General features: G+C 67.6%; 22 protein-coding genes. 1 reads left to right on the top strand and 21 read right to left on the bottom strand.

The window, feature by feature from the left end:
• Positions 1–17 precede the first annotated feature (17 nt).
• The 3 genes from PIB19_RS20315 to PIB19_RS20325 all read right to left on the bottom strand — a co-directional run bounded on the left by PIB19_RS20315 (position 18) and on the right by PIB19_RS20325 (position 4,233).
• Entirely contained in the window at positions 18–566 is a 549-nt protein-coding gene (locus PIB19_RS20315) for a hypothetical protein (RefSeq protein WP_271238793.1), read from the bottom strand.
• Positions 560–3,301: a phage tail protein gene (locus tag PIB19_RS20320; RefSeq protein ID WP_271238794.1), complete on the bottom strand. Its 2,742-nt coding sequence runs from the start codon at positions 3,299–3,301 to the stop codon at positions 560–562. The genes PIB19_RS20315 and PIB19_RS20320 overlap by 7 nt, the downstream gene beginning before the upstream one ends.
• Before the next feature lie 647 nt (positions 3,302–3,948).
• Complete coding sequence (locus PIB19_RS20325) at positions 3,949–4,233, bottom strand: hypothetical protein (RefSeq protein WP_271238795.1); 285 nt, start codon at positions 4,231–4,233, stop codon at positions 3,949–3,951.
• Positions 4,234–4,240: 7 nt separating this feature from the next.
• Here PIB19_RS20325 and PIB19_RS20330 point away from each other — a divergent pair, with 7 nt between their 5' ends.
• A complete protein-coding gene (locus tag PIB19_RS20330; RefSeq protein ID WP_271238796.1) occupies positions 4,241–4,702 on the top strand; it encodes a hypothetical protein in 462 nt (153 codons plus the stop codon).
• Positions 4,703–4,809: 107 nt separating this feature from the next.
• Here PIB19_RS20330 and PIB19_RS20335 read toward each other — a convergent pair whose 3' ends face one another.
• The 18 genes from PIB19_RS20335 to PIB19_RS20415 all read right to left on the bottom strand — a co-directional run bounded on the left by PIB19_RS20335 (position 4,810) and on the right by PIB19_RS20415 (position 21,239).
• Positions 4,810–6,075, bottom strand: a complete 1,266-nt coding sequence (locus PIB19_RS20335; protein WP_271238797.1) for a hypothetical protein — start codon at positions 6,073–6,075, stop codon at positions 4,810–4,812.
• A gap of 325 nt (positions 6,076–6,400) precedes the next feature.
• Positions 6,401–7,603: a phage tail protein gene (locus PIB19_RS20340; RefSeq protein WP_271238798.1), complete on the bottom strand. Its 1,203-nt coding sequence runs from the start codon at positions 7,601–7,603 to the stop codon at positions 6,401–6,403.
• Positions 7,604–7,673: 70 nt separating this feature from the next.
• Positions 7,674–8,429, bottom strand: coding sequence for a hypothetical protein (locus PIB19_RS20345; RefSeq protein WP_271238799.1), 756 nt, complete (start codon positions 8,427–8,429; stop codon positions 7,674–7,676).
• Positions 8,426–10,285 carry a hypothetical protein gene (locus tag PIB19_RS20350; RefSeq protein ID WP_271238800.1) on the bottom strand — a complete coding sequence of 620 codons (1,860 nt, stop codon included), beginning with the start codon at positions 10,283–10,285 and terminating at the stop codon, positions 8,426–8,428. Before PIB19_RS20350 ends, PIB19_RS20345 begins: the two co-directional genes overlap by 4 nt.
• Positions 10,282–10,830: a hypothetical protein gene (locus PIB19_RS20355; protein ID WP_336297205.1), complete on the bottom strand. Its 549-nt coding sequence runs from the start codon at positions 10,828–10,830 to the stop codon at positions 10,282–10,284. The genes PIB19_RS20350 and PIB19_RS20355 overlap by 4 nt, the downstream gene beginning before the upstream one ends.
• Positions 10,827–13,253 carry a hypothetical protein gene (locus tag PIB19_RS23285; protein WP_336297206.1) on the bottom strand — a complete coding sequence of 809 codons (2,427 nt, stop codon included), beginning with the start codon at positions 13,251–13,253 and terminating at the stop codon, positions 10,827–10,829. Before PIB19_RS23285 ends, PIB19_RS20355 begins: the two co-directional genes overlap by 4 nt.
• A 198-nt stretch (positions 13,254–13,451) precedes the next feature.
• Complete coding sequence (locus tag PIB19_RS20360) at positions 13,452–13,799, bottom strand: hypothetical protein (RefSeq protein WP_271238801.1); 348 nt, start codon at positions 13,797–13,799, stop codon at positions 13,452–13,454.
• Entirely contained in the window at positions 13,738–15,162 is a 1,425-nt protein-coding gene (locus PIB19_RS20365; protein WP_271238802.1) for a hypothetical protein, read from the bottom strand. The genes PIB19_RS20360 and PIB19_RS20365 overlap by 62 nt, the downstream gene beginning before the upstream one ends.
• On the bottom strand, positions 15,159–15,575 hold the full coding sequence (locus tag PIB19_RS20370) for a GPW/gp25 family protein (RefSeq protein ID WP_271238803.1): 417 nt from the start codon (positions 15,573–15,575) through the stop codon (positions 15,159–15,161). Before PIB19_RS20370 ends, PIB19_RS20365 begins: the two co-directional genes overlap by 4 nt.
• Position 15,576: 1 nt before the next feature.
• Positions 15,577–15,876: a PAAR domain-containing protein gene (locus PIB19_RS20375; protein WP_271238804.1), complete on the bottom strand. Its 300-nt coding sequence runs from the start codon at positions 15,874–15,876 to the stop codon at positions 15,577–15,579.
• Positions 15,876–16,559 (bottom strand): phage baseplate assembly protein V, encoded by a 684-nt coding sequence (locus tag PIB19_RS20380; RefSeq protein ID WP_271238805.1) that lies wholly within the window; start codon positions 16,557–16,559, stop codon positions 15,876–15,878. Before PIB19_RS20380 ends, PIB19_RS20375 begins: the two co-directional genes overlap by 1 nt.
• Complete coding sequence (locus tag PIB19_RS20385) at positions 16,507–17,631, bottom strand: phage late control D family protein (protein ID WP_271238806.1); 1,125 nt, start codon at positions 17,629–17,631, stop codon at positions 16,507–16,509. Before PIB19_RS20385 ends, PIB19_RS20380 begins: the two co-directional genes overlap by 53 nt.
• The gene (locus PIB19_RS20390) at positions 17,609–18,319 is read right to left on the bottom strand and encodes a CIS tube protein (RefSeq protein ID WP_271238807.1); all 711 of its coding nucleotides are present in this window, start codon (positions 18,317–18,319) and stop codon (positions 17,609–17,611) included. Before PIB19_RS20390 ends, PIB19_RS20385 begins: the two co-directional genes overlap by 23 nt.
• Positions 18,319–19,392, bottom strand: coding sequence for a hypothetical protein (locus PIB19_RS20395; RefSeq protein WP_271238808.1), 1,074 nt, complete (start codon positions 19,390–19,392; stop codon positions 18,319–18,321). The genes PIB19_RS20390 and PIB19_RS20395 overlap by 1 nt, the downstream gene beginning before the upstream one ends.
• Complete coding sequence (locus PIB19_RS20400; protein WP_271238809.1) at positions 19,389–19,832, bottom strand: phage tail protein; 444 nt, start codon at positions 19,830–19,832, stop codon at positions 19,389–19,391. The genes PIB19_RS20395 and PIB19_RS20400 overlap by 4 nt, the downstream gene beginning before the upstream one ends.
• Before the next feature lies 1 nt (position 19,833).
• Positions 19,834–20,013: a DUF6760 family protein gene (locus tag PIB19_RS20405; protein ID WP_271238810.1), complete on the bottom strand. Its 180-nt coding sequence runs from the start codon at positions 20,011–20,013 to the stop codon at positions 19,834–19,836.
• Positions 20,014–20,416: 403 nt separating this feature from the next.
• Positions 20,417–20,824: a phage tail protein gene (locus tag PIB19_RS20410; protein WP_271238811.1), complete on the bottom strand. Its 408-nt coding sequence runs from the start codon at positions 20,822–20,824 to the stop codon at positions 20,417–20,419.
• 49 nt (positions 20,825–20,873) lie between these two features.
• Entirely contained in the window at positions 20,874–21,239 is a 366-nt protein-coding gene (locus tag PIB19_RS20415; protein ID WP_271238812.1) for a phage tail sheath family protein, read from the bottom strand.
• Positions 21,240–21,261 lie beyond the last annotated feature (22 nt).

The raw sequence follows: 21,261 nt of genomic DNA on the forward strand, positions 1-21,261 counted from the left end.
TCGTGTCTCTCCAATGCTCATACCGGCCGATCGAACGGGTCCCAGCTGCTGACATAGGCACTCTGCAGATCGTTCATTGCGGCCTCCTGTTCGTCGGCCGTGCCCTCGCGCGCGGTCTTCATCGCCTGTTTCACGACGCTCGACCCGCTGACATAGGCCTGGCGGACGGCTTCATTGGTCAGCAGGTTGAACTTGGTGCGGAAATTACGCGTGATGAAACCCTTCTGGCGCTCTTCGATATCCAGGAATTCATTTTCGAGCGCCGCCGCCTTCGCCCGTGCGTCGACGAGCAGCAGACGGGACCCACGCTTCGCATCGCGCGGTGCGCTGCTGTCGGTCTCGGCGTCGGTGATCTGGCGATAGACGTCGGCGATGAACGACCTCCAGCCCGGGCGCCTGGGATTGACCGAGAAGAACAGTCGCTCGCTATTCTTCGCCTTCAATTTCGCACCCATAATCGCCTCGCCTTCGTCTCCGTCGGCCAGCGCCTGGAGTATTCTTGACGACTTGACGTTGTGCGCGCCGCCCATATGGACCTTGTGCGACAGCGAGATCGCGCTCAGCATGTCGCAGCTGCCGGAGATGAGCGGATCGATTTCCTCTGCCGCTCCTCCATGTCGCGCGCCAGCTCGCGCGCTTTCTCATTCTCGTTCCAGGGTGCGCGGCGGAGCCCGGCAGCCACGTTGCCGTAAAGTTCGTTCATCGCTCTGGCGAAGCCCTGCGCCGGGACGTGGTGGGACTCGCGCGGCTTGTTGGGATGCGCGCTTGATCCCAGTTTGACGACTCCGTGCAGCCCGGCGAACGGCTTGCCCCGCGCAGCAACCGCCCGCATGATCTGGCGGACGCTTTGCGCCAGCACCTGTTCCGCCGCCTTGACGGCCGCTTCCGCCGCGGTCGCATCCTCGCCCTGTTCGACCTTCTTGCGGGCCTTGCGCGCTTCGGTGCGGACATTGGCCAGGTCCGCCTTTGCCGTACCGACCAGGCCGGGCACCTTGGGGTTCGCCGCCGCGGCGGCCTTCACTGCCTCGCTGCGGAGGAACTGCGCGAGCGGTTCGGTGTTGCTCGCGACCATGATCTCGGGTTCGGCGCCACCGCCCTCCACCCACAAGTGATGTTCCTCGCCATCTGCTTCGAATGGGATGTCTTCGCCGATCTGCGCGGTCGCCTTGTCTTTATCCTTGTCCTTTTTCCCACCGATCCCGAGCGCGGCGAGCAGCGATTTGCCTTTCTCGATCAGCCAGTCGAACGCCTTTTCGATCATCCCCAGGATCCAAACGCGGAATCCCTTGATCTGCTTGGCGACCATCTTGGGCAGATCACCCAGGCTGAAATAGTCGGCGATGAACCCCAGGACCGGGGCGATCAGCATCTCGAGGCCCTTTTCGACCGCATTGGCGAAGCCGCCGATATTGCCGGCGATGATGTCGGCCAGCCCGTTCACGATCGTCTCGATCAGCGTGAAGATGCGCGCGGCGTTCTGGAACACCCATTTGAGCACGCGATAGATCGCCTCGATTGCCTGCAGGATCGCGCCGGCGGGATTGAACAGCAACGCGATCCGGATCGCGACCTGCTTGGCGATGGCGGTGACCATATATTCGACCGCCATCTGGACGACCTGATCGACGATCGCCTGGGGGTCGAGCTTCTCCTTGATCATCTCGAAGATGCCTTCGGGACCCTTGTCCATCAGCACCGAGACGAGCGACCAGACCTTCTCGATCAGCGCGACATTCTTCTCGCCGATCTTCTTGGCGATGATCTTGCGGATGTTGGGCCAGGTGATGCCCATGATCTGCAGGAAGAACGTGATGATGCTCTTGAGCGACAGGTCCTTGGGGATCTGGACGTCCTTGAGATCGCCGAGCAGCCAGGACAGGAAGCCGCGCAGCATGTGCGCGGGGAAATTGTCGAAGAACTGGCTGAACCCCTGGCCGATCCCCGCCATCAGATTGTTCGCGAACCCCATCGGGTCGTCGACGATGTCCTTGGCGACCTTCTTGATCTTGGCGATCACCGCCCAGAATGCCGGCGGCGAGATGCCGAGCAGTTCGAGCAGCCCCTCGATGATGAACTTGACCGGATCGTCGAGGAACCGGCCGACCGCGTCGACGATCCGGCCGACCAGCCCGCCGGCCTTCTTGCGCAGCTCGGCGATCTCGGTGCGGACCTCGTCGACTGCCTGCGAAGCGCGGCCGGCCAGATCCTTGTTGAACGATTCCTGGGTGGCGTGGACTTCCTGGCCGAGCTTGTCGAGCTGACCGTCGAACTTGGCCTGTTCGCCCGTCGCCCATTCCTTGAGCGACGCCGGCAGCGCGCCGAAAATCTCGGCGATGCGATCGCGGGCTTTCTTGATCAGCGCCTCGCACGCCTTGATGATGGCATCGACTTCGGTCGAGATCTCGGTGAGCTTGGCGATCACGCCGTCGGCGAAACTTTTCTCCGCCTTGTCATAGGCCTCGGTCGCCCAGCCGGGAAGGCCGGTGACTGCGTCCCACAGCCCGACGACGAAGCCCGACGCGCCCGAATGGCGGTCGTCCACGCGATCCTGGACGATCTTGAGGTCGGCCTTGAATTGGGTGGTCAGGGAAGCCTTGGCGGTCTCCCATTTCTGCATCGCGTTGGGGACGAGATCCTTGAGCAGGTCCTTGACCAGCCCCTGCGCCTCGTCGAACGCGGCCTTGGCATCGGTGCCTGCCTGCGCGCGCATCTGCGCCTCGCTGCCGACCATCCCCTTTTTGTGTTCGGTGGCCTGCCCAGCGGTCCCGCCGCGCTCGGCGGTCAGCGCGGCCAGCGCGCGCAACTGGAGTGCGCCCATATCGGCATTGGCCTTGGCGAGGGCTTCCTTCTGTTCGGCCACCACCTTGCCGGGATCGGTCTTGGCGAGATCGTCGAGCTCGCCTTGCGCGGCACGCGTCTCGGCGACCGGGCCGCTCTGGACCAGTGCCGCGGCCGGCTTGTTCATGCCCGCGGCATCGGCTTTCTTGCGCGCCTCCTCGGCATCCTTGTCGAGCGAGACGTTGTCGGCAGGCACGGCATCGGGCGTCGCCGACTTGGCGTTGAGCGGCGCGGTCTGCGCGGCGGCGGGCTGCGGCGTCAGCGGCGGCGCGGGTGTCGCCGGGGGCGTCGCGCCCGGAGTCTGCAGCGATTGGTAATTGTCCTCGACCTTCTTGCTTTCGCCCTGGACGGTCGCGTTGAGTTCGCTGCCCGCCTCGGCGGCCGCCTTGTCGGGTTCCGCCTCGAGCAGCGCGTCCTCGTCAGGGGGCGCTTGTCGCGGATCACCTGGCGGATGCGCTCGCACAATTTGACGATCGCGGGGCTGGGCGCGGCATTGACCTGGGCAATCAGCTGCGCGCGCGCCTCGGCCAGTCGCTCGGCATCGGGCGGAGTCACTGCCTTTTGCGCGTCGCCCACCTGGTTCGCGGCATCGGGCAGGGTGGCCTGCGCGGTAGCGGTGCCGCCGGCGCGCTCCTTGACTCCCGCGATCCGGCCCATCGTCGCCTTGGACGGCTTGGTCGGCGGTTCGGGGATGTGCAGCTTGACCTTGGCCTCGGCGGCCTGCTCGCCGCCTCCGCCGCCTTCCGGTCCGCCGCCCTCGACCGGCGCGGGCGCCTTGGCCTTGGCGTCGAGTTCGACGGCGTCCTTCTTGTGGGCACCCTGGCCTTTCTTGCCCCCGCTATGGGCGGGGCTCGCGGTACTGCCGGATTCGTGATGCGTCGACCCAGCCGCCCGCCTGGCGCGGGCGGGGTGAGCGTGGCCGGCCAGCATCTTGTGCACACCGCTCGCGCCGATCCGGCTCTGCAGCGCCGCCGCGGCGCTCACCGGGGCGGCGGGATGCGGGCGCACCGGCGCCCGCGCCGGGGTCGGCGCGGGCAGGCTCTTGATGGCTTTGGCGGCTCGCTCCACGCCTTCGTCTCTCTGGCCCGCCGCCGGCGGCGCCGGCTGGGGTCAGGACCCGGTCGAAACCCGATCGTCGATCGGATCTTCGATCAATTGCGGCCGGACGAACCGCCGCACGCCCTTGTGCAGCACCACCCAGCCGTCATCCTCGGTCCAGCGCGCCCAGCCGAGCAGCACGCAGCAACCGCACTCGCAGGCCGATCCGCACCCGCAATCGGGCGGGCAGTCGGCGGTAGCCTGGGGCGCGGGTGCCTGGTTCCCGGCCGGTTTCGGTTGATCGGTATCCTTGGTGCCCTTGGGCGCAGGCGCGGAAGCGGCTTCGGCGATCGGCATCAGCCGTTTGGCCAGCGCCTCGCGCTCGGCGCTGTCGCTCGGCAAGGCGTCGGAGCTGAAGGCGCAAGCGCAGTCGGGCGGGTCGAACGTGATCGAGATCTCGGTGGCGCCGCGCGCGCGTTGCCTGGCGGATATCGTCGAGCGAATCGTCGCAGACCAGCGAGCGCGGCGCGCAGCGGCGTTCCGTGCCGCAGGCCAGGATCCAGAATTCCGTGCGCTTCGGCGGGTCCTTCGTGCCCGTCGGGCTCAGCACGCCGGTGCGCTCGTCGAGCTTGACCGCCGCCGGGCCCGCCAGATGAAGCGGATCGCCGCAGCCGTCGAGCGCGAGGCCCGGGGCAATGGTGACAGTCAGTCCGCAATCCTCGCGGATGCCGACGCGCAGTCCGCAGATGACGCCGCATCCGAACAAGGTCCGGAACAGCAGGCGGTTGAGTTCGCGGGTATAGTCGACCGCCGCGGTCAGGTCTGAATCCTGGAGGATCAGACCGGGTGCGTAGAGCGGGCGTTCGATCTGGCCGATGACGGTCGTCGCCAGGCGGTCTTCGGTGCCGTGGCAGCTGCAATCGTGGGACATGGTCAGGCCTCCTGCGGCGGCTGCGATGCCGCCGATTTGATGGGATCTTTCGTGTCGGGCGTGGCCGTCTCGTCGGGTTCGGCGGTTTCGACTGCATCATCCTCCGCCAGCACCACGAAGCTGCTGAGATAACGGCCGCCCGGCGTGCAACCGTCGGTCGGCACATAGCGGCCGCCGCCGGCGACTTCCTGACCGCGCGCATCGACGATGAAGCCGGTACGGACCTCGATCTCGACCATGGTATCGCCTTCGAACCCCGAACTGTTGTCGGGGTTGATCTCGCCTTCCCAGAATCGCGCGGCGACCAGCGGGCGGAACGCGCGCGTCGTGCCGGCGGGATCGCCGGGGCTCGGATCGGCAACCGCGACTGCGGCGACCGGCACGCGGTACATCGTTCCGACGTCCTCGTTGGCGTCGCGCTGGACGATCGTCATCGCCAGCACGTCGGGAGTCAGCGAATTGGTCTGGACCGGGCCCGAGAAGCTGACCCAGAATTTGGTGTCGACCGGCGGGCGAAGCGTCCTGCCCCTCTTGGTCTTGGGGCCGGCGGGGGCACGCGGCGGCGCGACGAACATCGCCGCGAAGCGGTCGAACGGCACTCGGCGATGACTGTGCGGCAGCCAGCGGGACCAGCCGACATCCTGTATCCGGGTCAGATCGCAACCGCGGATCAGGTCGAACAAACTATTGTTGGGATAGGCCAGGCGGCGTGCGCGATGATCGTCGATCGGCGCGGCGATATGCGGTTTGCCGCAGGCGAAGGCGATGGCGACGCAGGCGATCGGCACGCCGTCGTCGAGCGCCACATGGAGATGACCGACCTTCGTCAGCCGCGGCCGTGCGCACAGATGCGGATCGTGCCGGGCGAGACTCCAGTCGACCAGTTGGTCGTGCGGGCCGCGATCGTGGACCGCAGCGATATGCGGATCGCCGTCCGGCGAGGGTTCGTGCGACCAGCGCGGCTCGCCCTTCTCGGACTCAGAGGGCTCGCATGCACATTGGCAATCGGGCAGTCCGTGGGTGCAGTTCGGCGTCAGCGAATAGACCACCGTCTCGCAGACGTGATTGCCTTCGCAGCGCGTATCGCCGCAACCGTCTTCAACACGGATGCCGTCGATCCATGCTTCGGCGTAATGGGCGCGGAGCAGGTAGCGGCGATGCTGTTCCGTCTCCTCTGTGTAGTCCTTCTCGCCCTTCTCCCGCTTGTCGTCCTCGGGCTCGGAGGGGTGCTCGCCTGCGGTCCAGCCGCATTCCCTCGGATCAGCCACAGCAGGTCATCCGGCGCGGTCAGGTCGACCGGCTCGCAAGCGACGAGCTCGCGGCCGCGCGCATCGAACGCCATTCCGGGGCCGACCGTGATTCCCGCTTCGCCGGGAATGATCGCGAACCCCTCGGCGACGCCCCAGCCGAGCATCGTGCGGTTGATCAGCCGCCGTCGCTCGATCAGATAATCCTGCTCGAGCTCGAAATCGGCGACGGTCAATTTCTTGCCGCGGAAATAGCGGTTTCGTTCGGACGGGCTGCACGGGCCGCACCGCGTCGCAGTCCTTGGTGCTGGCGTTTCGCAGCGCATGACTTTTTCCTCCTTCGATTTCATGACAGGGCTCCGGCGATCGGCACGCCGCCCTCGCGGAGCCTGGGCGCGCGGTCGCCGCCCAGGCTGGCGGTGCCGAGCGGACGCGGATCGCCCAATGCGAGCGGGCGATTGGGGTCGGCGATCATCGGCAGGTCGCCGGACGCCGCAATGTTCAGGTCGATCCAGCGGACGCGAAGCCGCACGCCGGCGGGCACCATCTCGGCGATCATCCGCTCGATCGCGTTGCCCCAGCGACGCTGCTCCCGGCCGGTCGCGGGAATCTCGACGAGGAGTTCGGTGCCGCGCGTGACCTGCTCGGGCCGGTCCGGATCGGGTGGGCACAAGGCGGTTCGGCCGAGTACCAGCCGCGCGCTCAGCATCGGCGTGCGGATCGACGGTCCGTTCAGGAACCCCGGCAGCCGCGATCCGGCCAGCCCATCGCCGCCCAGCGTCACCGGCGCGAATTCCTCGCTGCGATCGACCACGCGATAGCCGCGGTCGCCGAGCACCGCCCGCAGCAGGGCGAGCACCCCACGGCGGGTGCCGCGGCCGGCGAGCAATGCGGGGGCGGCGACCACCAAACGGCGCTGGGCGTCCTGGGCAAGCGTCGCATCGAACGGCAGCCCGAGCAACGCGGCGAGATCGGGAAGCCAGCGCGCCTCGGTCCGCGCCGGATCGAGCCGGTCGGCGAGTGCGCCGATCTCGCCATCGATTCCCTGACTGACCGCTTCGAACACCGCCAGCAGACGCGACAATGTGTGGTCCTGATCGCCATCGGGGCCACGGAAGACGGCGGGCAGATAATCGATCAGCCCCGGTGAATCGTGGACCACGGACACCAGGTCGATCCGTGGCGCGATGCCTGGTTGTCCGGGGATGCTGTTGCCGTCGAGCGTCAGTTCGAGCCACAGGAAGCTGCCATCGACCTCGTCGAGCGGGAAGCTGAAATCCTCGACCACCGGGTCGCCGTTGCGCGCGACACCGACGAAGCTGCGGCGCAGCGGCGACCAATCGAGCCGACGGTCGAGATCGCGGATGCGATCGCCCTTCAGCCTGGTCTCGTCGGTGGCGATGATGTGGGCGGCGTTGCGCATCGAAGCGCTTCGGCTCGCCGCCCAACGCAGGCCGAGCGTCGCGCCTTCGGGCAGCAGTGCGCGCATATCGGCGCGCAGCCATTTGCCGTCCAGCGTGTCGCTTTCGAGCGCCGGGCTCAGCCACATCCTGCCGCCCGCGGCAGCTCCCCGGCGAACCGGCGCACGGTCCAGATGCTGCCGGTGTCGAAGAGCGCGATCAGATCGTCGCCGGCGCAGGCGAACGCGACGGGGCCGGCCCGGCCCAGATACCCCAGCGCGACGGCTCGCCGGCATCGTCGAGCAACAGGAAGCCGGGTTCGCCGTTCCACTCGCCCGCCAGGCAAAAGCCCGACGATGCCGAGGACAGGGTGTTCGCCGCGAAGGTCGGCGCATCGCTGCCGAGGATCACGCGCAGGTCGACGGTCAGCGCCGCAGCCCCCGACGGAAGCAGGGTGAGCGTGCCGGATGCGATATCGAGCAAGGCAATGGTCGTGCCGTGTGCGGCGATCCGGTCGGCTGACGGGATCGGGGTTGGCCCGCCCAGGATACGCCCGCCGGCGTCGAGATGGACCAGGCCGTGGCCGGTCATCACCCAGAGCCCGTCATGCGCCGCTCCGGCAATATCCCGCACGCCGGCGAGATGAACGGTCCCCAGCCGCTGCAGGGTGGCTGCGTCGAACCGCTGCAACCCGGTATCGTCGAGTACCCAGGTCACACGCCGGCCGGGCACCAGCCGCCGCACCTCGCCGAGCAGCGGCCCGGCGCAATCGCCATTGGCCCGGAGCGCGCCGTCTGCGCCGACCCACAGCAACCCGCCGTCGGGCGCCGCGGCGAATCCCGTCACCGGTCCGGACAGGCGCATGACCTCCACGCCGTCGTCCGGCCGCAGGTCGCCGCGCTCGGGGATCGCCACCGTCAGCCAGCGGCTCCATTGCTCGGGCGTCGCGAAACGATAGCTGTCGCCGTCGGTCATCGCGGGCCCTCCATGATCGTGATCTCGGCGGGCGCGACGAGCTGGGGCAATTCGCCTTTGCCCACCGGAATCCGCCCGGCGATTCCTCCCGCGGCAGTCAGCCGGACCTCGACATCTCCACCCACGCCTTCGACACGCCGGATCCAGCCGGCCATCGCCTCCGCGTCAACGTCGCGGCCGAGCGGCCAGGCCGCTTTGGCGGTGTCGAAACGGCCCGTCAGCATCGCCCGGACGCGTTTGGCGACATCGGCGCGATCGGCACCCGGCGCCAGCCGGAGCGTCACCGCGGCGGTGAACGGACGATAGGACGGGGCCGCGATCACCAGCCGTTCGCCGATCGCGATGCGGGGGACGACCGCGCGCCGAATCCGTGCCAGCCAGTCCTGCGTCTCCCGCCCGGCGAAGCGGTGGCCGACGATCAAGGTCCGCGTCGCCGCAATCGCCGGCTGCGCGCGGTTTGGCTCCCAGCCTTCGATCACCGTCGCGCGGACCATTGCGAGCGCGGGATCGAGCGCCAATGCCGCGTCTTCGATCTCTCGGGCGGTGGCGAGCACACGGTTGCTGGCGAGTCCGGTCCGCACCGCGGCCAGCGTGGTGCCAACCGACTGGGCATTCTGGCCACCCTCGATCGGTGTCCGATTGCGCCACATCGTGCGCTGGCCGTCGAGCAGCCAATCGACGGGGTGGCGGACATCGCCGCCCGAGCCGCAGCTCAGCGTCAGTGTGACCGCGATTGTCTCTTCAGGTGCAGGTGTGCGGCCATTGATCCCGTTGCCGAAGCGCAGCCGGATACTGCTGCCATCGGCCCGCTCGGCGACACTGAAGCGGCGGTCGTCGGGGCCGGCGGGGTCGAGCCGGCCCGGGGTCCAGCGTGACATGGCCGCGTCGAGCGTGATGACGGCAACCGCGTCTTCCGCGTCGCTGATCCGCCATGTCCGCTCCTCAACCAGTTCGTCGGCGAGGAACAGGTCGCCTGGCGTCACCGAGATGGTCTGGCCCGGCCGGTCGTTGCCGCGATAGACCGGCAGCGCGATCGTCGCGCGCTGGGCGACCGGCAGCGCGTTGGCCGAGACTCGCACCAGCCGCGGCGACAAAGCGTAGTCGTGTCCCGGGCGCAACACGATCGCGTCGCCGAACGTGGCGGGATCGATCACAACGATGATGACACCGCTGCGCTGGAGCCCGAAGGTGCTGTCGAGGCGCCGGTCGAGTGTGCGGCCTGCTGCGTCGTGGGCATGGACGCGGCCGTCGCGCTGCGGCGGTTGCGCGGGTCCGGCACCGTCGACCTCGACGCCGATCGAGAGCAGCAACGGCGTGGCCGCGGGCCAGGCGATTCCCGGCAGCCGGGACAATTCGATCCGCAGTGTGCCGTCGCCGTCTTCCCCGAAAGGCGCGAACGTCGCGCGGGCACGGGCATTGACTGCAGTGTGATCGTCGCGATGACCGTCTGGATAGTCGGTCGCGACGCGGCTGATCTCGACGGGCAGCACATCCATGTCGGCGGCGGCTTCGAGCCGGGGCACCGCCTCACGGACCGGCTTGAGCACCGATCCGGCGATGACTCGATGGATCGTATCAGGTGCATCGGCCGGAAACAGCATGCCCTGGGCCGGCACCGCGCCGCGCGCCGACACGCCGAGCAGACGCGCCATCGCCGCTTGCTCGTCCTGGCGGTTGCGCGCGAGCGAATAGATCTGGCTGTCGGCCAGCCACGCCAGCAGCTCGACCAGCATGATGCCGGGATCGTGATAATTATAATCGGTCCATTGGGGCGCCAATGCCGGGAGCCGCGCGCGCGCGGCGGCAAGCAGGCCATCGAAATCGATATCGTCAAGATTGGGCGCGAGCGGGATCATGCCGCGGCCTCCCCGTAAGCGCGAACCATGATGTCCGCGCGCTCGATCCGGATCAGCACGTCGCCGGGGAAGGGATCCGGCATCGCCTGATGCGGGTCGGACCGGCCGATCGCGATGTCGCTGATCACAGCGCGATCACTGAGCGGGGCGAGTGCGGCGGCGATATCGTCGATTGTCGGCAGCCTGCCAACCGGCCATCCCCGGCCCTGGAATCCGCCGGTCTCATGGTCGCACAAAGCGAGGATCGCCGCTGCCGCTGCTTCCTCGATACCAACGAAATCCACTCCGGGGTCAGGCTCGACGGTCAGCGCCACTCCGATCGGCAGCAACCGGGGGCCGACCACCGTCAGCCGCGTGCGGACTCCGAAACTGGCGACCGCCTCCAGCGCACGCACGATCGCCTTGCGCGCCGAGGGCGGCGGGATCAGCCGTGCGCCGGCTCCGACGACGACCAGCCGGGTGCCGCCGTGGCGGTTCTCCGCCCGCGCCTGGGCGATGGTCGGGTCGCGCGCGAGGACATGGTTCTCGATATCGGCGAGCGTCACGATGCGGCCGTCATTGGCAAGCTTGGCCGGTGCACGGGCCCGCGCTCTTTCAGGGGCTTCGACATCGGCACCCCCGCCGCGCCGTCGAGCGCCGTCACCCGGTCGATCCCGGCGATCGGCGAGACCAGCTGCAGCTTGTCCCCAGCGCTCACTGCATTGGCGGACGCTCCGGCGACGCGCTGATAGGCAAGCGCAAGCACCGCGCTGCCCATCGGCGGCACCAATGCGTTGCGGCCGTTACCGAAGCCGACAATGCCGCGCTCCGCGTCGGTCGTGAACAGCCGGGCCGGAGCGGTGCTGCCCTCGACGGGGAATTCGTCGACCCGCGTCCAGGCGACCCACGGACCGGGCATGCCGGCGACATCGGAGGCGGCGCCGAGCGCGAGCGCCTCGTCCTCGCCAACAGGTTCGGCCACGCGAAGGATCAGGCTATCGGGATCAATCGGAGTAGCGAACAACCGGAATTGCTGATCGGGTGCCCCCGACGAGGTGCCGATCGTCTCGATCGTGCGAGTCTCGACCGACGCGGCGACGACGCCGTTCAGATAGACTCCGCGCAACCGGGGCGACCAGGCAGTCGCGTCGCCCTTCGGCGTCAGGCGTAGCCAATAGGCGCTGGTCCCGAACAGGACAATGCGATCGGGTGGTTGCGCCACCTCGATCGCGATCACCCCGCTCTCGCCCAGGCCGCTGCTACCGTCGCTCAGCACGCGCGCGGTCCAGAACCCTCCGGCGCGGAACATCGCCGCTTCAATCGCCCAGTCGCCGCCATGCGCGACCGCATCGACGAACAGCGACAACGGCGACTGGTCGATCGGCTGGTCGAACCCGATCAGCACCGCGCGCGAGGCCGCGGAAGCCGGCTCGGGGCCAGTGCCCGGCGCTATCGTGTCTGTGTCGGGCATTTCACGGCAACAATCCGGGATCGAATTGAAGTCCGGCGCGGCCGCTGCCTGCGGGGCGAGCGCTTCGGCGACGGTCGGAAAGATCGTCACCGGCAGGCCGGCGTCATTGGCGTTGGTCTGATCGATCATGCCGAGATTGTCGGCGGTGACGACGATCGCCGGCTTGACCGGCTCGGTCACGCAATAATTGATCTTCAGGCTGATTATGTAGGGGGCACGGATCGCGCTCAGGTCGCGTGTCACGCTCTGCTCGGTCTTAGTGCCTTTCACTTCCGAGGTGACAGTGACCTTTGCCTCGCCGTAATCGCCCCCGACGAGGCGCGCCCGGATCCACAGATTCTTGCGTCCACCGACTTCGGTCTCGGTCAGGTTCGCCGGGGCCTTGAAGAAGATTCCCTGACTTATCTGCAGGTTGGCGGTGCGGTCGGAGAAATCGAACGCGTCGGTATCGAGTGCCCACCACGACGCGCCGTTCCAATATTCCCAGGACAGGGCCGGATTGGCCGGATCGCTGGGCCCCAATGCGGTCCAGCCGCCTGCCGCCACAGTCAGCACCGCGGTTTCGTCGTCGATCAGGGCGTGGTCGAGCCGGATTGCCGGGAAGTTGCCGAAATACTCTACGCGCGTGACGGCGAAGTCGCTGTAGAACGACCGTAACGACACCGTTGTGAGCAATTGCGACAGGTCCAGCGCGTCGGACGGCTGGAGCTGGAAGTAATCCTGCAACTTCAGATCGGCGTCGGCGATCAGATCGAGCAATTGATAGGCCAGGCCGGTATGTGCCGGCAGATCCGGCGAGTCGGCCGGCAGCTTCCAGGCAGCGTCATCGTCGTCATAGCGCAGGTGCCAGATGCCGAGCGGCTGGCCGGCGATGCTCAGGAACAGATCGACTGCGTGCTGCGCCGTGCTGACATGGCCCGATTGATCGGTGAGCGTGATCAGCCCGCCGTTTTCGGCGATCGTGCCGGTTTCGGTGCCTTTTTTGAAGAACGACCCGCTGCGCGTCACGCCCGACGCCGTCCCATCCGGGGTCAAGGGCAGCAGCAGTCGGTCGCCGCTGCCATCGGCGATCAGATAGCCGCCGCCATTGTCCTCGTCCGCGTCGACGAAATAGATCGCCCCGGCGGGGACGTCGCGACCATCGGCGACCTGGCGCTGTGTGCCGGTGACCTTGATCGGCTGGTTCAGCTGGTCGCCCGGCGCGGCACGATAGAGCAGGCCGCGATCCCAATGCTGGGTCATCGCGCGATCCCCGGCGAAGACGATCTGGCGGACCGGATTGGTGCTGTCGCCGATCGCTTCGATTCCATAGGTAGCCTCGAAATCGTCGCCGCGGCGGATGAAGCGGACAGGCGTCGCGGTCGCGATCGCGATCACCGGTGCGCCGTCGTCCTCGACCGGCGGCTCGAAGGTGATCGGCAAAGGCGGGCAAGTGCCGACCTCGACGACCTCGCCGGCACCGCCGGAGTCGAGCGTGACCAATTGCAGATTCTGCCTCGCCGTCCGCCGGCGCCGCATCGTCATAGCCGGCGATGTGGAAGCGATCGAAGCTGTCGCCGGGCGGTGCGCAGGCGGCGCGGCCGGAGGCGGGCAGTTCGTCCGGGTCGAGCAGCGCGAAGTCGAAGGGGTCGGCGACGGCGCCCTGCTTGACGCGGACGCGCCACTGGCCGCCTTCGTCGACGATCAGCAGCGCGGCGTCGCGGCCCTGGACCGGGATCAGGTCATAGGCGTCTTCGGGGGCTGGAGCTCGAAGGCACGGCTGCGCCAGCTCTGCAGCCGCGTGCCGACCATGGCATGGATCGATCCTTCGAAGATGTTTGCGGCAATCACCGCGCCGACCGGCACCGCGGCATCCTCGGGCGCGGCTGCCAGTTTCGTCCATCTGACCGCGCCTTCGACCAACGGCGTGCCGATCGGAAATTCGGCGAGATAGACCGCGCCGATCCCGCCGATCGCGATCCGCACCCATTCGCTGTCGATCCGCGCCGACAGATGCGGCTGGTCAGGCAGTTCGGCGGGCCGATCGCCGTCGCGCGGCCCGGGCACGACCGAGAAGCTCGGCATGCCGAAGCCGAACCGTGCCGCATAGAGCTGGTGATCGGTGCCGAGGCCGAACATATAGGTCAAACCGCCCCCGCCGCCGCGACGATCCGCTCGAGCGACGCGCCCCCAGCGACAGGCACAGGCTGACCTCGGCGCCGGCTTTCCCGAAGGCTTCGGCGCAGCCGACGTAGAAGGCGTCGTACAGACGCGGCTCGCGGCCGAAGGGGTAATAGGGCTTGTTGGGGACGACTGGTGTGGTGACCGCGACTGCGTCATATTCGACCGCGGGCAGCTCGGTCCCGCTCGCAGGGGCGCAGCGCCGATCATGCTCCATCGAGCATAATCCGCCGCTCGACACCGCCATGGTGATGTCGGTCGCGAGGGAGGAGCCGGCCGAGCTGCCGTCGAGCCGTCCGCGAATCCACAGCGCGTTGCGCCCATCGACGATCGTCTTCTCGGGCTTGCCCTCGGGCTTCTCCAGTGCCCAGTGATCGGTATCGAAACGGGCCTCGAATGCCTGCCAGCCGGCGGGTGCGCCGTCGGCGCCCGGCCCGAACCATTCCCAGGTCATTGCCTGGCCCGGCTCGACTCCAGCAACGGTGATGGTCAATGCACCGGCGACATCGAGCATCGTCGGGTGGCTGAGGTAGAGCGCGTGGTCCTGCCGGTTGCGCGAGCCGGCGAACGGCACGAAGCGATCGACCACGAACAATTGGTCGCCCTTGGCGATCGTCCCGGCGAGCGCCGGCGTGAAGCTGACGACGTCGTTCTTGACCTCGGTGATGTCATATTCCGGCGTGCCGTCCGCGGTGAAGCAGATCGTCATGCCCTTAACGAGCCCCAGGACGGGATCCACCTGGACCATCGTCGCGCCGGAGCCCGCTGCGCTGCGAACGTTGCGCGTCACCACGGCGGGGGCGGGCAGCACCGGGGTCACCACGCCCGATGGCGCCAGATAGATCGCGTCTGCGCTCAGATCGGCGGCGGTCAGCGCCGCAACCTTGCCGCGAACCAGGGCGATGCCGCTTTCGATTTCGAAAATGGTCGGAGTCGTGCCGGTATCGGCCATCAATTTCGTGCGCGCCGGTGCGACCAGCCCACCGGGTGCGGTATCGCTCAGCTTGAGCGCCACCGGCACGCGCGCCGGAAGAGCCGGATCACGCCCGATCCCCATCGCCGCGTAGAAATTGTCGGCCTGTTTCTCGGGCACCTTGTCGAGCCGCCGCGTGACTTCCTCGAACATCCGCGCCGCGGCGCCGATCAGCGCAGCCTCGATCGTGCCCGGCTCGACCGGCGCGCCATCGGGGCCGAGCAACGCCGTCGCCCGGCGCACCAGTTGCGCGCGGACCATTTCCTGGCTGCGGCCGTCCAGCTTCTCGCTCATGGCGTGCCGCTCTCCTTGAAGTAGAACGGATAGACGAGGTTGTCGGTCTGGTTGGTGCGGCGGACGCGATAGTCGATCCCGACCAACAACAGACCGTCGAGCGCGCCCATAGGATCGACCTTGACGCTCAGCAGTTCGATCCGTGGCTCATAGGTATTGAGCGCATCGCGCACCGCCTGCTCGACTGCGTAAAGCGTCGTGGTGCTCATCTCCTCGAACACGAAATCGTGGATGCCGCAGCCGAATCGCGGCCGCATCACACGTTCGCCGCGCGCGGTTTGCAGAATGATGCGGATCGCTTCCTTGATGTCGCGGCCATAAGCCGACAGCGCGATATCGCCGGTGGCAGGATCGGTGGCGACCGGGAACCGCCAGCCGATGCCGAGGAAGTCGCGATGTCCCTGACTGTCCATATCAGCCTCCGACCAGCACGGTGGGGGCGCCCATCGCGATCGCGTTGGGGGCGCCGGCCTCGACCACCATGTCGCCCTGGCGCGCGGCGGGAAGGCCGCCGATCAGCACCGTCGCGCTGCCCAGGGCAACCACGCCGCCGACATGCGGTTTGACGCCGTCGACCAGCGGACAGACATGCGTGTCGCCGCCCGCGCGCCAGGCCGGCTGGCCGGCGATCAGCACGGTCGGCGCGCCCGGGCCGGGGCCGAGCGGCGTGCCGTGGCTGGTGGGGTCTCCGACGCGGGCGGCTGGCTGTCCCATCAGTTGATCTTCACCATGCCGGCGCTCGCGCTGAGCGTTGCGCCGCCCTTGAGTTCGAGCGATGCCGAGGCCTCGATCGTGATCTTGGGTGCTTTCAGCGACAGGCTGGCCGAAGCCTCGACGCTGATCGCGCCGCTTTTGGTATCGATCGAGATTGTGTTGCTCGCATCGGTGATGCGGATGCCGTCGTCGTCGATCTCGACTTTCTTGCCGTCGCTCAGCTGGACCGTGACGACGCCCTTGGCATCGCTGTCGTCGAACTGCAGCATGTGGCCCTTGCGCGACTTGATCACGCGATGGTCGTTCTTCTTGCTGTCGTTGGCGTCGGGCGGCTTGTCCGTGTCGCTCCACAGCCCGCCCAGCACATAGGGCTTGCGGATGTCGTCGCGGTCGAACGCGACCAGGACCTCGTCGCCGACTTCGGGCAGGAAATAGGCACCGCGCGCGGCGCCGGCCATCGGGGCCATGCAGCGCACCCAATCGGTGGTGAAGCCGGCCTCACGCCACGGGAAATTGAGCTTGACCCTGCCGAGCCCCTGGGGATCGGCATTGTCGACGACGGTGGCGACGGCGACGCCGGCGACCGAGCCGCCGGCCTCGCGTTGCGATTCGAGAAGGAGTCGAGGCCGCTCATGCGACCGGCCGCTCGACCGAGAATTTCGTCCGATACCCGGCGCCGTCATAGCGGTGGACGGTCTTGGTGACGTAGTAATTGTTCGAAAATTGCTGGCCGATCCCGGCCAGCGTGATGCTGGTATCGGGCAGCAATTCGGGCAGGCCGAACGTCTCGCCTTCGCCTTTCATCAGATTGTTGCTCAGCTTGGCCAGTTCGGCGGCGGCGATCTGGTCGGCCTCCTGTTTCGACTTGACCGCGCGGCGCTCACGGCGGACCGCGCTGCGGCCATAAGCCGAGGCGATGATGTCGCCGCCGGAAGGCTCGCCCTTATTGCCCTTGTCGGCAGTGGCGACGCCGACGATCGCCTCCTTCTTGACTTCGTCCCAGCCGAGGATCTCGAACTTCTTGACCTGTTTGCCCAAATCGATGTCGGGCTTGAAACTGAGCAGGTCGCCGCCCCAGTCGAGTGTCGTCAGCGGGGGATCGATCGGGCTGCGCGGGCGGAACACCAGGACGTCGCGTCCCGGGGACGCGCGCACGAAGAATTCCCATTTCTGCTTCGGGTTGGAGAAATTCTCGGCGAGCTTGCGCAGGAATTCCAGGTCGTTCTGCAGATTGGCGTCGAGCGTGATGTTGGACGGCGGATCGCCCGAGAATTTGAGCGTCACGCCGTAAGCCTGGGCGACTTCGTTGACGGCGTCGCGGATCGAGCGGTTCTCCAGCCGGTGCTCGGTCGTGTCGAACGTCATCATTTGCAGGACATCGAGACCCGACACTTCGATCTCGGGGGCGCCGCCCTCCGCGAAGCTTGTCGAGATCGAATTGATGAAGCCCGAGATCAGAAGCGTCTGATGCGCCCGATCGCCATAGCCCATCTTGATCCACACCGATTGGCCGAGCTTGAGCAGCGGCATCAGCGCTTCGCCGCGCGGCGTGAAGAAGTCGCGCTTCTCGGCGTCGAAGGCGTGCGGGATGGTGAAGCGGAACGCGCCGACCGTGCTGATCGCCAGATCGACCTCCACCTGCGTGAAATCGAGTCCGTAGCGATCACGCATATCGGTGTCGGCGCTGCCGAGCGCGATCGTCGCGCCCGGCACGTACAGCTTGCTCGGCGCGCTATTGCGATCGGTTAAGAGCATTGCTCACCTCCAGCGGCGGCACGCGTAGCCAGTCGCCCGGGACCAGCGCACGGGGGTCGTCCACGTCACTCGCCGCGGCGACCACGCGCCAGTAGCGAGGATCGCCATATTCCGTGTCGGCGATCTCCCAGATCGTCTCTGCCGCCCCGATCTGACGGCGCTTGGTCTTGTCGGCGGATTCGAGGCGTACCTTGGGCGCGTCGCGATCGTGCGGCGTAAACCCCTTGAACGACACCGACAGATTGGCGCGCGCCGGCGTGCCGTCGGGGCGGAACAGGGAGGTCTTGCGGCCGATCTTCTCGATCACTGCGTCGAACCGCAGCGGCCCCCAGACGAACCGCACCGGCGGCGGCGCGTGGAGCGTGCGGTCGATATCGAGCAGCGAAAGGATCTCGTCGATCCGATCCTTGACGCTCTTGCCGCCGCCCGAGGCGATCGGGAGGAAGTCGTCGGGCGGGCCCTTGGGATCGGTCCAGTCATCGAGGAACAGGTCCATCGACAAGGTCGGTGCGTCGCCGTTGACGAACTGGATCAGCGGGCCGCCCAGCCCCGGCAGGGGAGTCGACTTATAGGCGTTGCCGCGCTCGAGGCTGTATTCGGCCGGGTTGAACAGCACCTGGATGCGTTCGCCCATGCGGGCGCCGCCGAGTATTTCGATATAGGCTTTTTCGAGCGACTTGCCGAACATCACATCCCCCGGCGCTGGCGGTCTTGGCGGGTCTGGCGCTCGATCCGGCGCATGACCTCGTCGACCAGGCGGTTGACGTCGGGGGCCGCTGCGGCAGGCGCGGCGACGGACCCCGGAGCGACGGCGATTGCCGGGGCGGACATGCCTGGCGACGAGAAAATCGGCGCGAAGGCCTGCGTGAACGATGCGCCGGCGGCGGTTTGCGGAGCGGACCAGACCTGCTCGGCGGGGTGCGCGCGGGCCGCCCGTGCGGGACGCGCCGGGGCGATATCGAGCGCTCTGCGGACCGGGCTCGCCATGCGCGAGGCGGTTGCGGTGCGTGCGGTGTCGGCGGGCCGAGGCGCCGAGGGCGTGACCGAGATCCGGCGAAGCGACCGGTGTACCAGCGGGTCCGCGGTGAACAGCGGGCGATCGTCCGGCCGCATCGGGCGGGAGAGACTTGGGGCGGTCCGCCTCGTTGCCGAATGGGTCTCAAGGGGAATATCGGACCGGCGCGACGGCCGCATCACGGGGAAATGGCGATCGGCTGACGAGTGCGATGCGGTGCCGGCCTCGCCGTGTTCGACCGGCGAATGAAAGGTCATCCGCGTGCGCAGCCAGCGCTGCTCGATCAGGGGGTAGAGCGTCCGCGCGAAGCTCGGCGATGGGTCGGAAACTGCCTCGGGCGAACGCATCGCGGAAGGGAGCGAAGGCTGTGTCGCCGACGGCTGCGGTGCGGTCCCCGAGCGTTTGGACGGAGTCTGGGATGGCGCGTTCCGGATCGCGTCGCGCCGCTCCCAAATCATGACCGTTCCGGCCTTCGCGACATGGCGGGGCGTGATGGCCGCTGCTCCCGGTGCCGGCTGGGCTGGCGGTGTCGCCGGTGCCGTGACGGTCGAACGGAACAGCAGATTGACGGTCAGCGGCCAATGATGGTGGACTTCGTGACGTGTCGACGCGCCCGCCGCGATGCGGGTGGCTCGGCGCCAGGACAGGGGCGCTCCCCGCCGTCGGGCGGCCGGCACGGGCGATCCCGGCGGGGCGATCGTGGTGGCGAGCGGGCGCGTGCACCCGAGTGGCGGACGCGGGGTCACAGCCCGATGCTCCCGAGGCCGGGGCGCAACAGATAGCCGGTATGCGCGAACTCGACCGATTCAGCCGCGACCTGGCCCGAATTGGCGTCGAAATCGGTCACGGTCCATTTGACCGGATAGGCGTTGAGCACGTTCCAGCTCCACGCCGTGCCGCCTTCGGTATTGCGCAGCGTGACGGTGATGATCGCGCGCTTGACCATCCCTTCGACGACCGCCTGGTGCCAGGCATAGAGCGCCGGATCGGCCAGCCCGCGCTCCAGCACCAGATTGCCATAGGTGGTCAGCGAGGCGAGCTTGTGTTCGTGATCGTTGACCCCGCCTTCGCGGAAGCTCTCGACCTTGGTCTCGCGCGACAGGCCGCGGACCTTGGTGAAGCCGCCGGCCTCGAGCTGGTCGACCAGCACGACGAAGCGGAAACCGGAATAGGGGCCGATCGCCATCTCACAACCCCGCGAACGGATCGTCGGCGCTCGCGCCGAGCATGCGGTTGATCCGCGAGATCTCGCGGCACCAGCGGCGGCGCTCGCCATGCTCCATCGTCAGCAGCGTCTCGCTGCTCCAGTGGAAATGCGCGGCGATGAACGCCATTTCCCCGTAAAGATCGGCCACGGGGTAGGCCATCAGGCTTCCCCCAGGACGGTGAGGCCCCCGCCGTCCGCCCGTTGGCCGCGGCGGCGACTGCGGGCGCGGGCACCGCGGCGGGTTCTTCAGCGGCGTTGATCTCCTCGTACAACCGACGGAGATATTCGATGTCGCAGGCGAACAGCGCCTCGACCAGCTGGGTGTCGATATGCGCGACGCTGCCCAATCGCGTGACGACGCGCGCCAGCACGATGATCGTCAGATAAGCGGGATTGGCCTGCACCCGGGGATCGCGCAGCGGCAGGATCTCGTCGGCGGCGGTGGCCAGCCGCATGACGCCGCGCTTATGCAGCACGCCCGTCTCGTCGATAAAGCCCTTGGGCAAAGTGAAGTCGATTTCGGTCTTGAACCCCGGGTTCGCGATGCGATCCATGGCGGCCTCCTATTTGGTGCGCTCGATGCCTTCGTTGACCAGCTCGAGGAGTTCGATGAACACCTCGTTTCCCTTGCCGTTGAGGTCGCTGGGATCGTATTTGGTCGGCCAGGCCTCGGACACGAGGAAGCTCGCTTTGTCCGCGCCGGATTCGTCGATGACGATGATCTTGACCGTCTTGCGCGCATCCTTGATGCCGCCGCCGACCACCTTCTTGTGCCACTCGTAGAGTTCCTGGGAATCGGTCACGCCCCATTTCAGCGTGATGTTCCCGAATTTGGTCAGGCCCGGCAGCTTGCGGACGTGCGTGGGGTCGGCGCCTTCGCGATAGTCGATCGCTTCGTTCGAGGTTTCGCCGATCATCACTTCGCTGAAGAAGCCTTGGGTGATCTGATCGATCTCGACCCGGAACCGCATGTTCCGGAGGGGTCGTTGCGTGCCATGGTGCGTCTCCTGTTGGCGCCGGTCAGCTCTGGGCTTCGGCGGTGTTCTGGAAGATGCGGAAGACGACGAACTCGGCCGGGCGCACCGGCGCGATGCCGATTTCGCAGATCAGCCGGCCGTTCAGGATGTCGTCCTGCGTCATCGTCGAGCGGTCGCAGGCGATGGTGAAGGCCTGGTCCTCGGTCAGCCCCATCAGCGCGCCGTTGCGCCACTGGGTGCGCAGGAACAGGCGGACCGTATCCTTGACGCGTTCCCACAGGCGTTCGTCATTAGGCTCGAACACGACCCATTGCGTGCCTTCGTAGATCGACCGTTCGAGGAAGATGAACAGCCGCCGCACGCTGACATATTTCCACAGCGAATTGGACGAGAGGGTGCGCGCCCCCATACCCGGATGCCGCGGCCGGGGA

The sequence above is a fragment of the Sphingomonas sp. 7/4-4 genome, assembly GCF_027941955.1.
In the GTDB taxonomy this organism is placed as follows: Bacteria; Pseudomonadota; Alphaproteobacteria; order Sphingomonadales; family Sphingomonadaceae; genus Sphingomonas.

Bases quoted from the DNA above. Each gene is read 5' to 3' on its own strand.
- PIB19_RS20315 (WP_271238793.1), bottom strand. From the start codon at position 566: ATGCTGAGCGCGATCTCGCTGTCGCACAAGGTCCATATGGGCGGCGCG.
- PIB19_RS20325 (WP_271238795.1), bottom strand. From the start codon at position 4,233: ATGCCGATCGCCGAAGCCGCTTCCGCGCCTGCGCCCAAGGGCACCAAG.
- PIB19_RS20415 (WP_271238812.1), bottom strand. From the start codon at position 21,239: ATGGGGGCGCGCACCCTCTCGTCCAATTCGCTGTGGAAATATGTCAGC.
- PIB19_RS20345 (WP_271238799.1), bottom strand. From the start codon at position 8,429: ATGACCGACGGCGACAGCTATCGTTTCGCGACGCCCGAGCAATGGAGC.
- PIB19_RS20360 (WP_271238801.1), bottom strand. From the start codon at position 13,799: ATGCCGAGCTTCTCGGTCGTGCCCGGGCCGCGCGACGGCGATCGGCCC.
- PIB19_RS20380 (WP_271238805.1), bottom strand. From the start codon at position 16,559: ATGACGGCGCCGGGTATCGGACGAAATTCTCGGTCGAGCGGCCGGTCG.
- PIB19_RS20365 (WP_271238802.1), bottom strand. From the start codon at position 15,162: ATGAGCGAGAAGCTGGACGGCCGCAGCCAGGAAATGGTCCGCGCGCAA.
- PIB19_RS20390 (WP_271238807.1), bottom strand. From the start codon at position 18,319: ATGTTCGGCAAGTCGCTCGAAAAAGCCTATATCGAAATACTCGGCGGC.
- PIB19_RS20375 (WP_271238804.1), bottom strand. From the start codon at position 15,876: ATGGGACAGCCAGCCGCCCGCGTCGGAGACCCCACCAGCCACGGCACG.
- PIB19_RS20410 (WP_271238811.1), bottom strand. From the start codon at position 20,824: ATGCGGTTCCGGGTCGAGATCGATCAGATCACCCAAGGCTTCTTCAGC.
- PIB19_RS20340 (WP_271238798.1), bottom strand. From the start codon at position 7,603: ATGTGGCTGAGCCCGGCGCTCGAAAGCGACACGCTGGACGGCAAATGG.
- PIB19_RS23285 (WP_336297206.1), bottom strand. From the start codon at position 13,253: ATGCGGCGCCGGCGGACGGCGAGGCAGAATCTGCAATTGGTCACGCTC.
- PIB19_RS20370 (WP_271238803.1), bottom strand. From the start codon at position 15,575: ATGGACAGTCAGGGACATCGCGACTTCCTCGGCATCGGCTGGCGGTTC.
- PIB19_RS20405 (WP_271238810.1), bottom strand. From the start codon at position 20,013: ATGGCCTACCCCGTGGCCGATCTTTACGGGGAAATGGCGTTCATCGCC.
- PIB19_RS20385 (WP_271238806.1), bottom strand. From the start codon at position 17,631: ATGCTCTTAACCGATCGCAATAGCGCGCCGAGCAAGCTGTACGTGCCG.
- PIB19_RS20350 (WP_271238800.1), bottom strand. From the start codon at position 10,285: ATGATCCCGCTCGCGCCCAATCTTGACGATATCGATTTCGATGGCCTG.
- PIB19_RS20400 (WP_271238809.1), bottom strand. From the start codon at position 19,832: ATGGCGATCGGCCCCTATTCCGGTTTCCGCTTCGTCGTGCTGGTCGAC.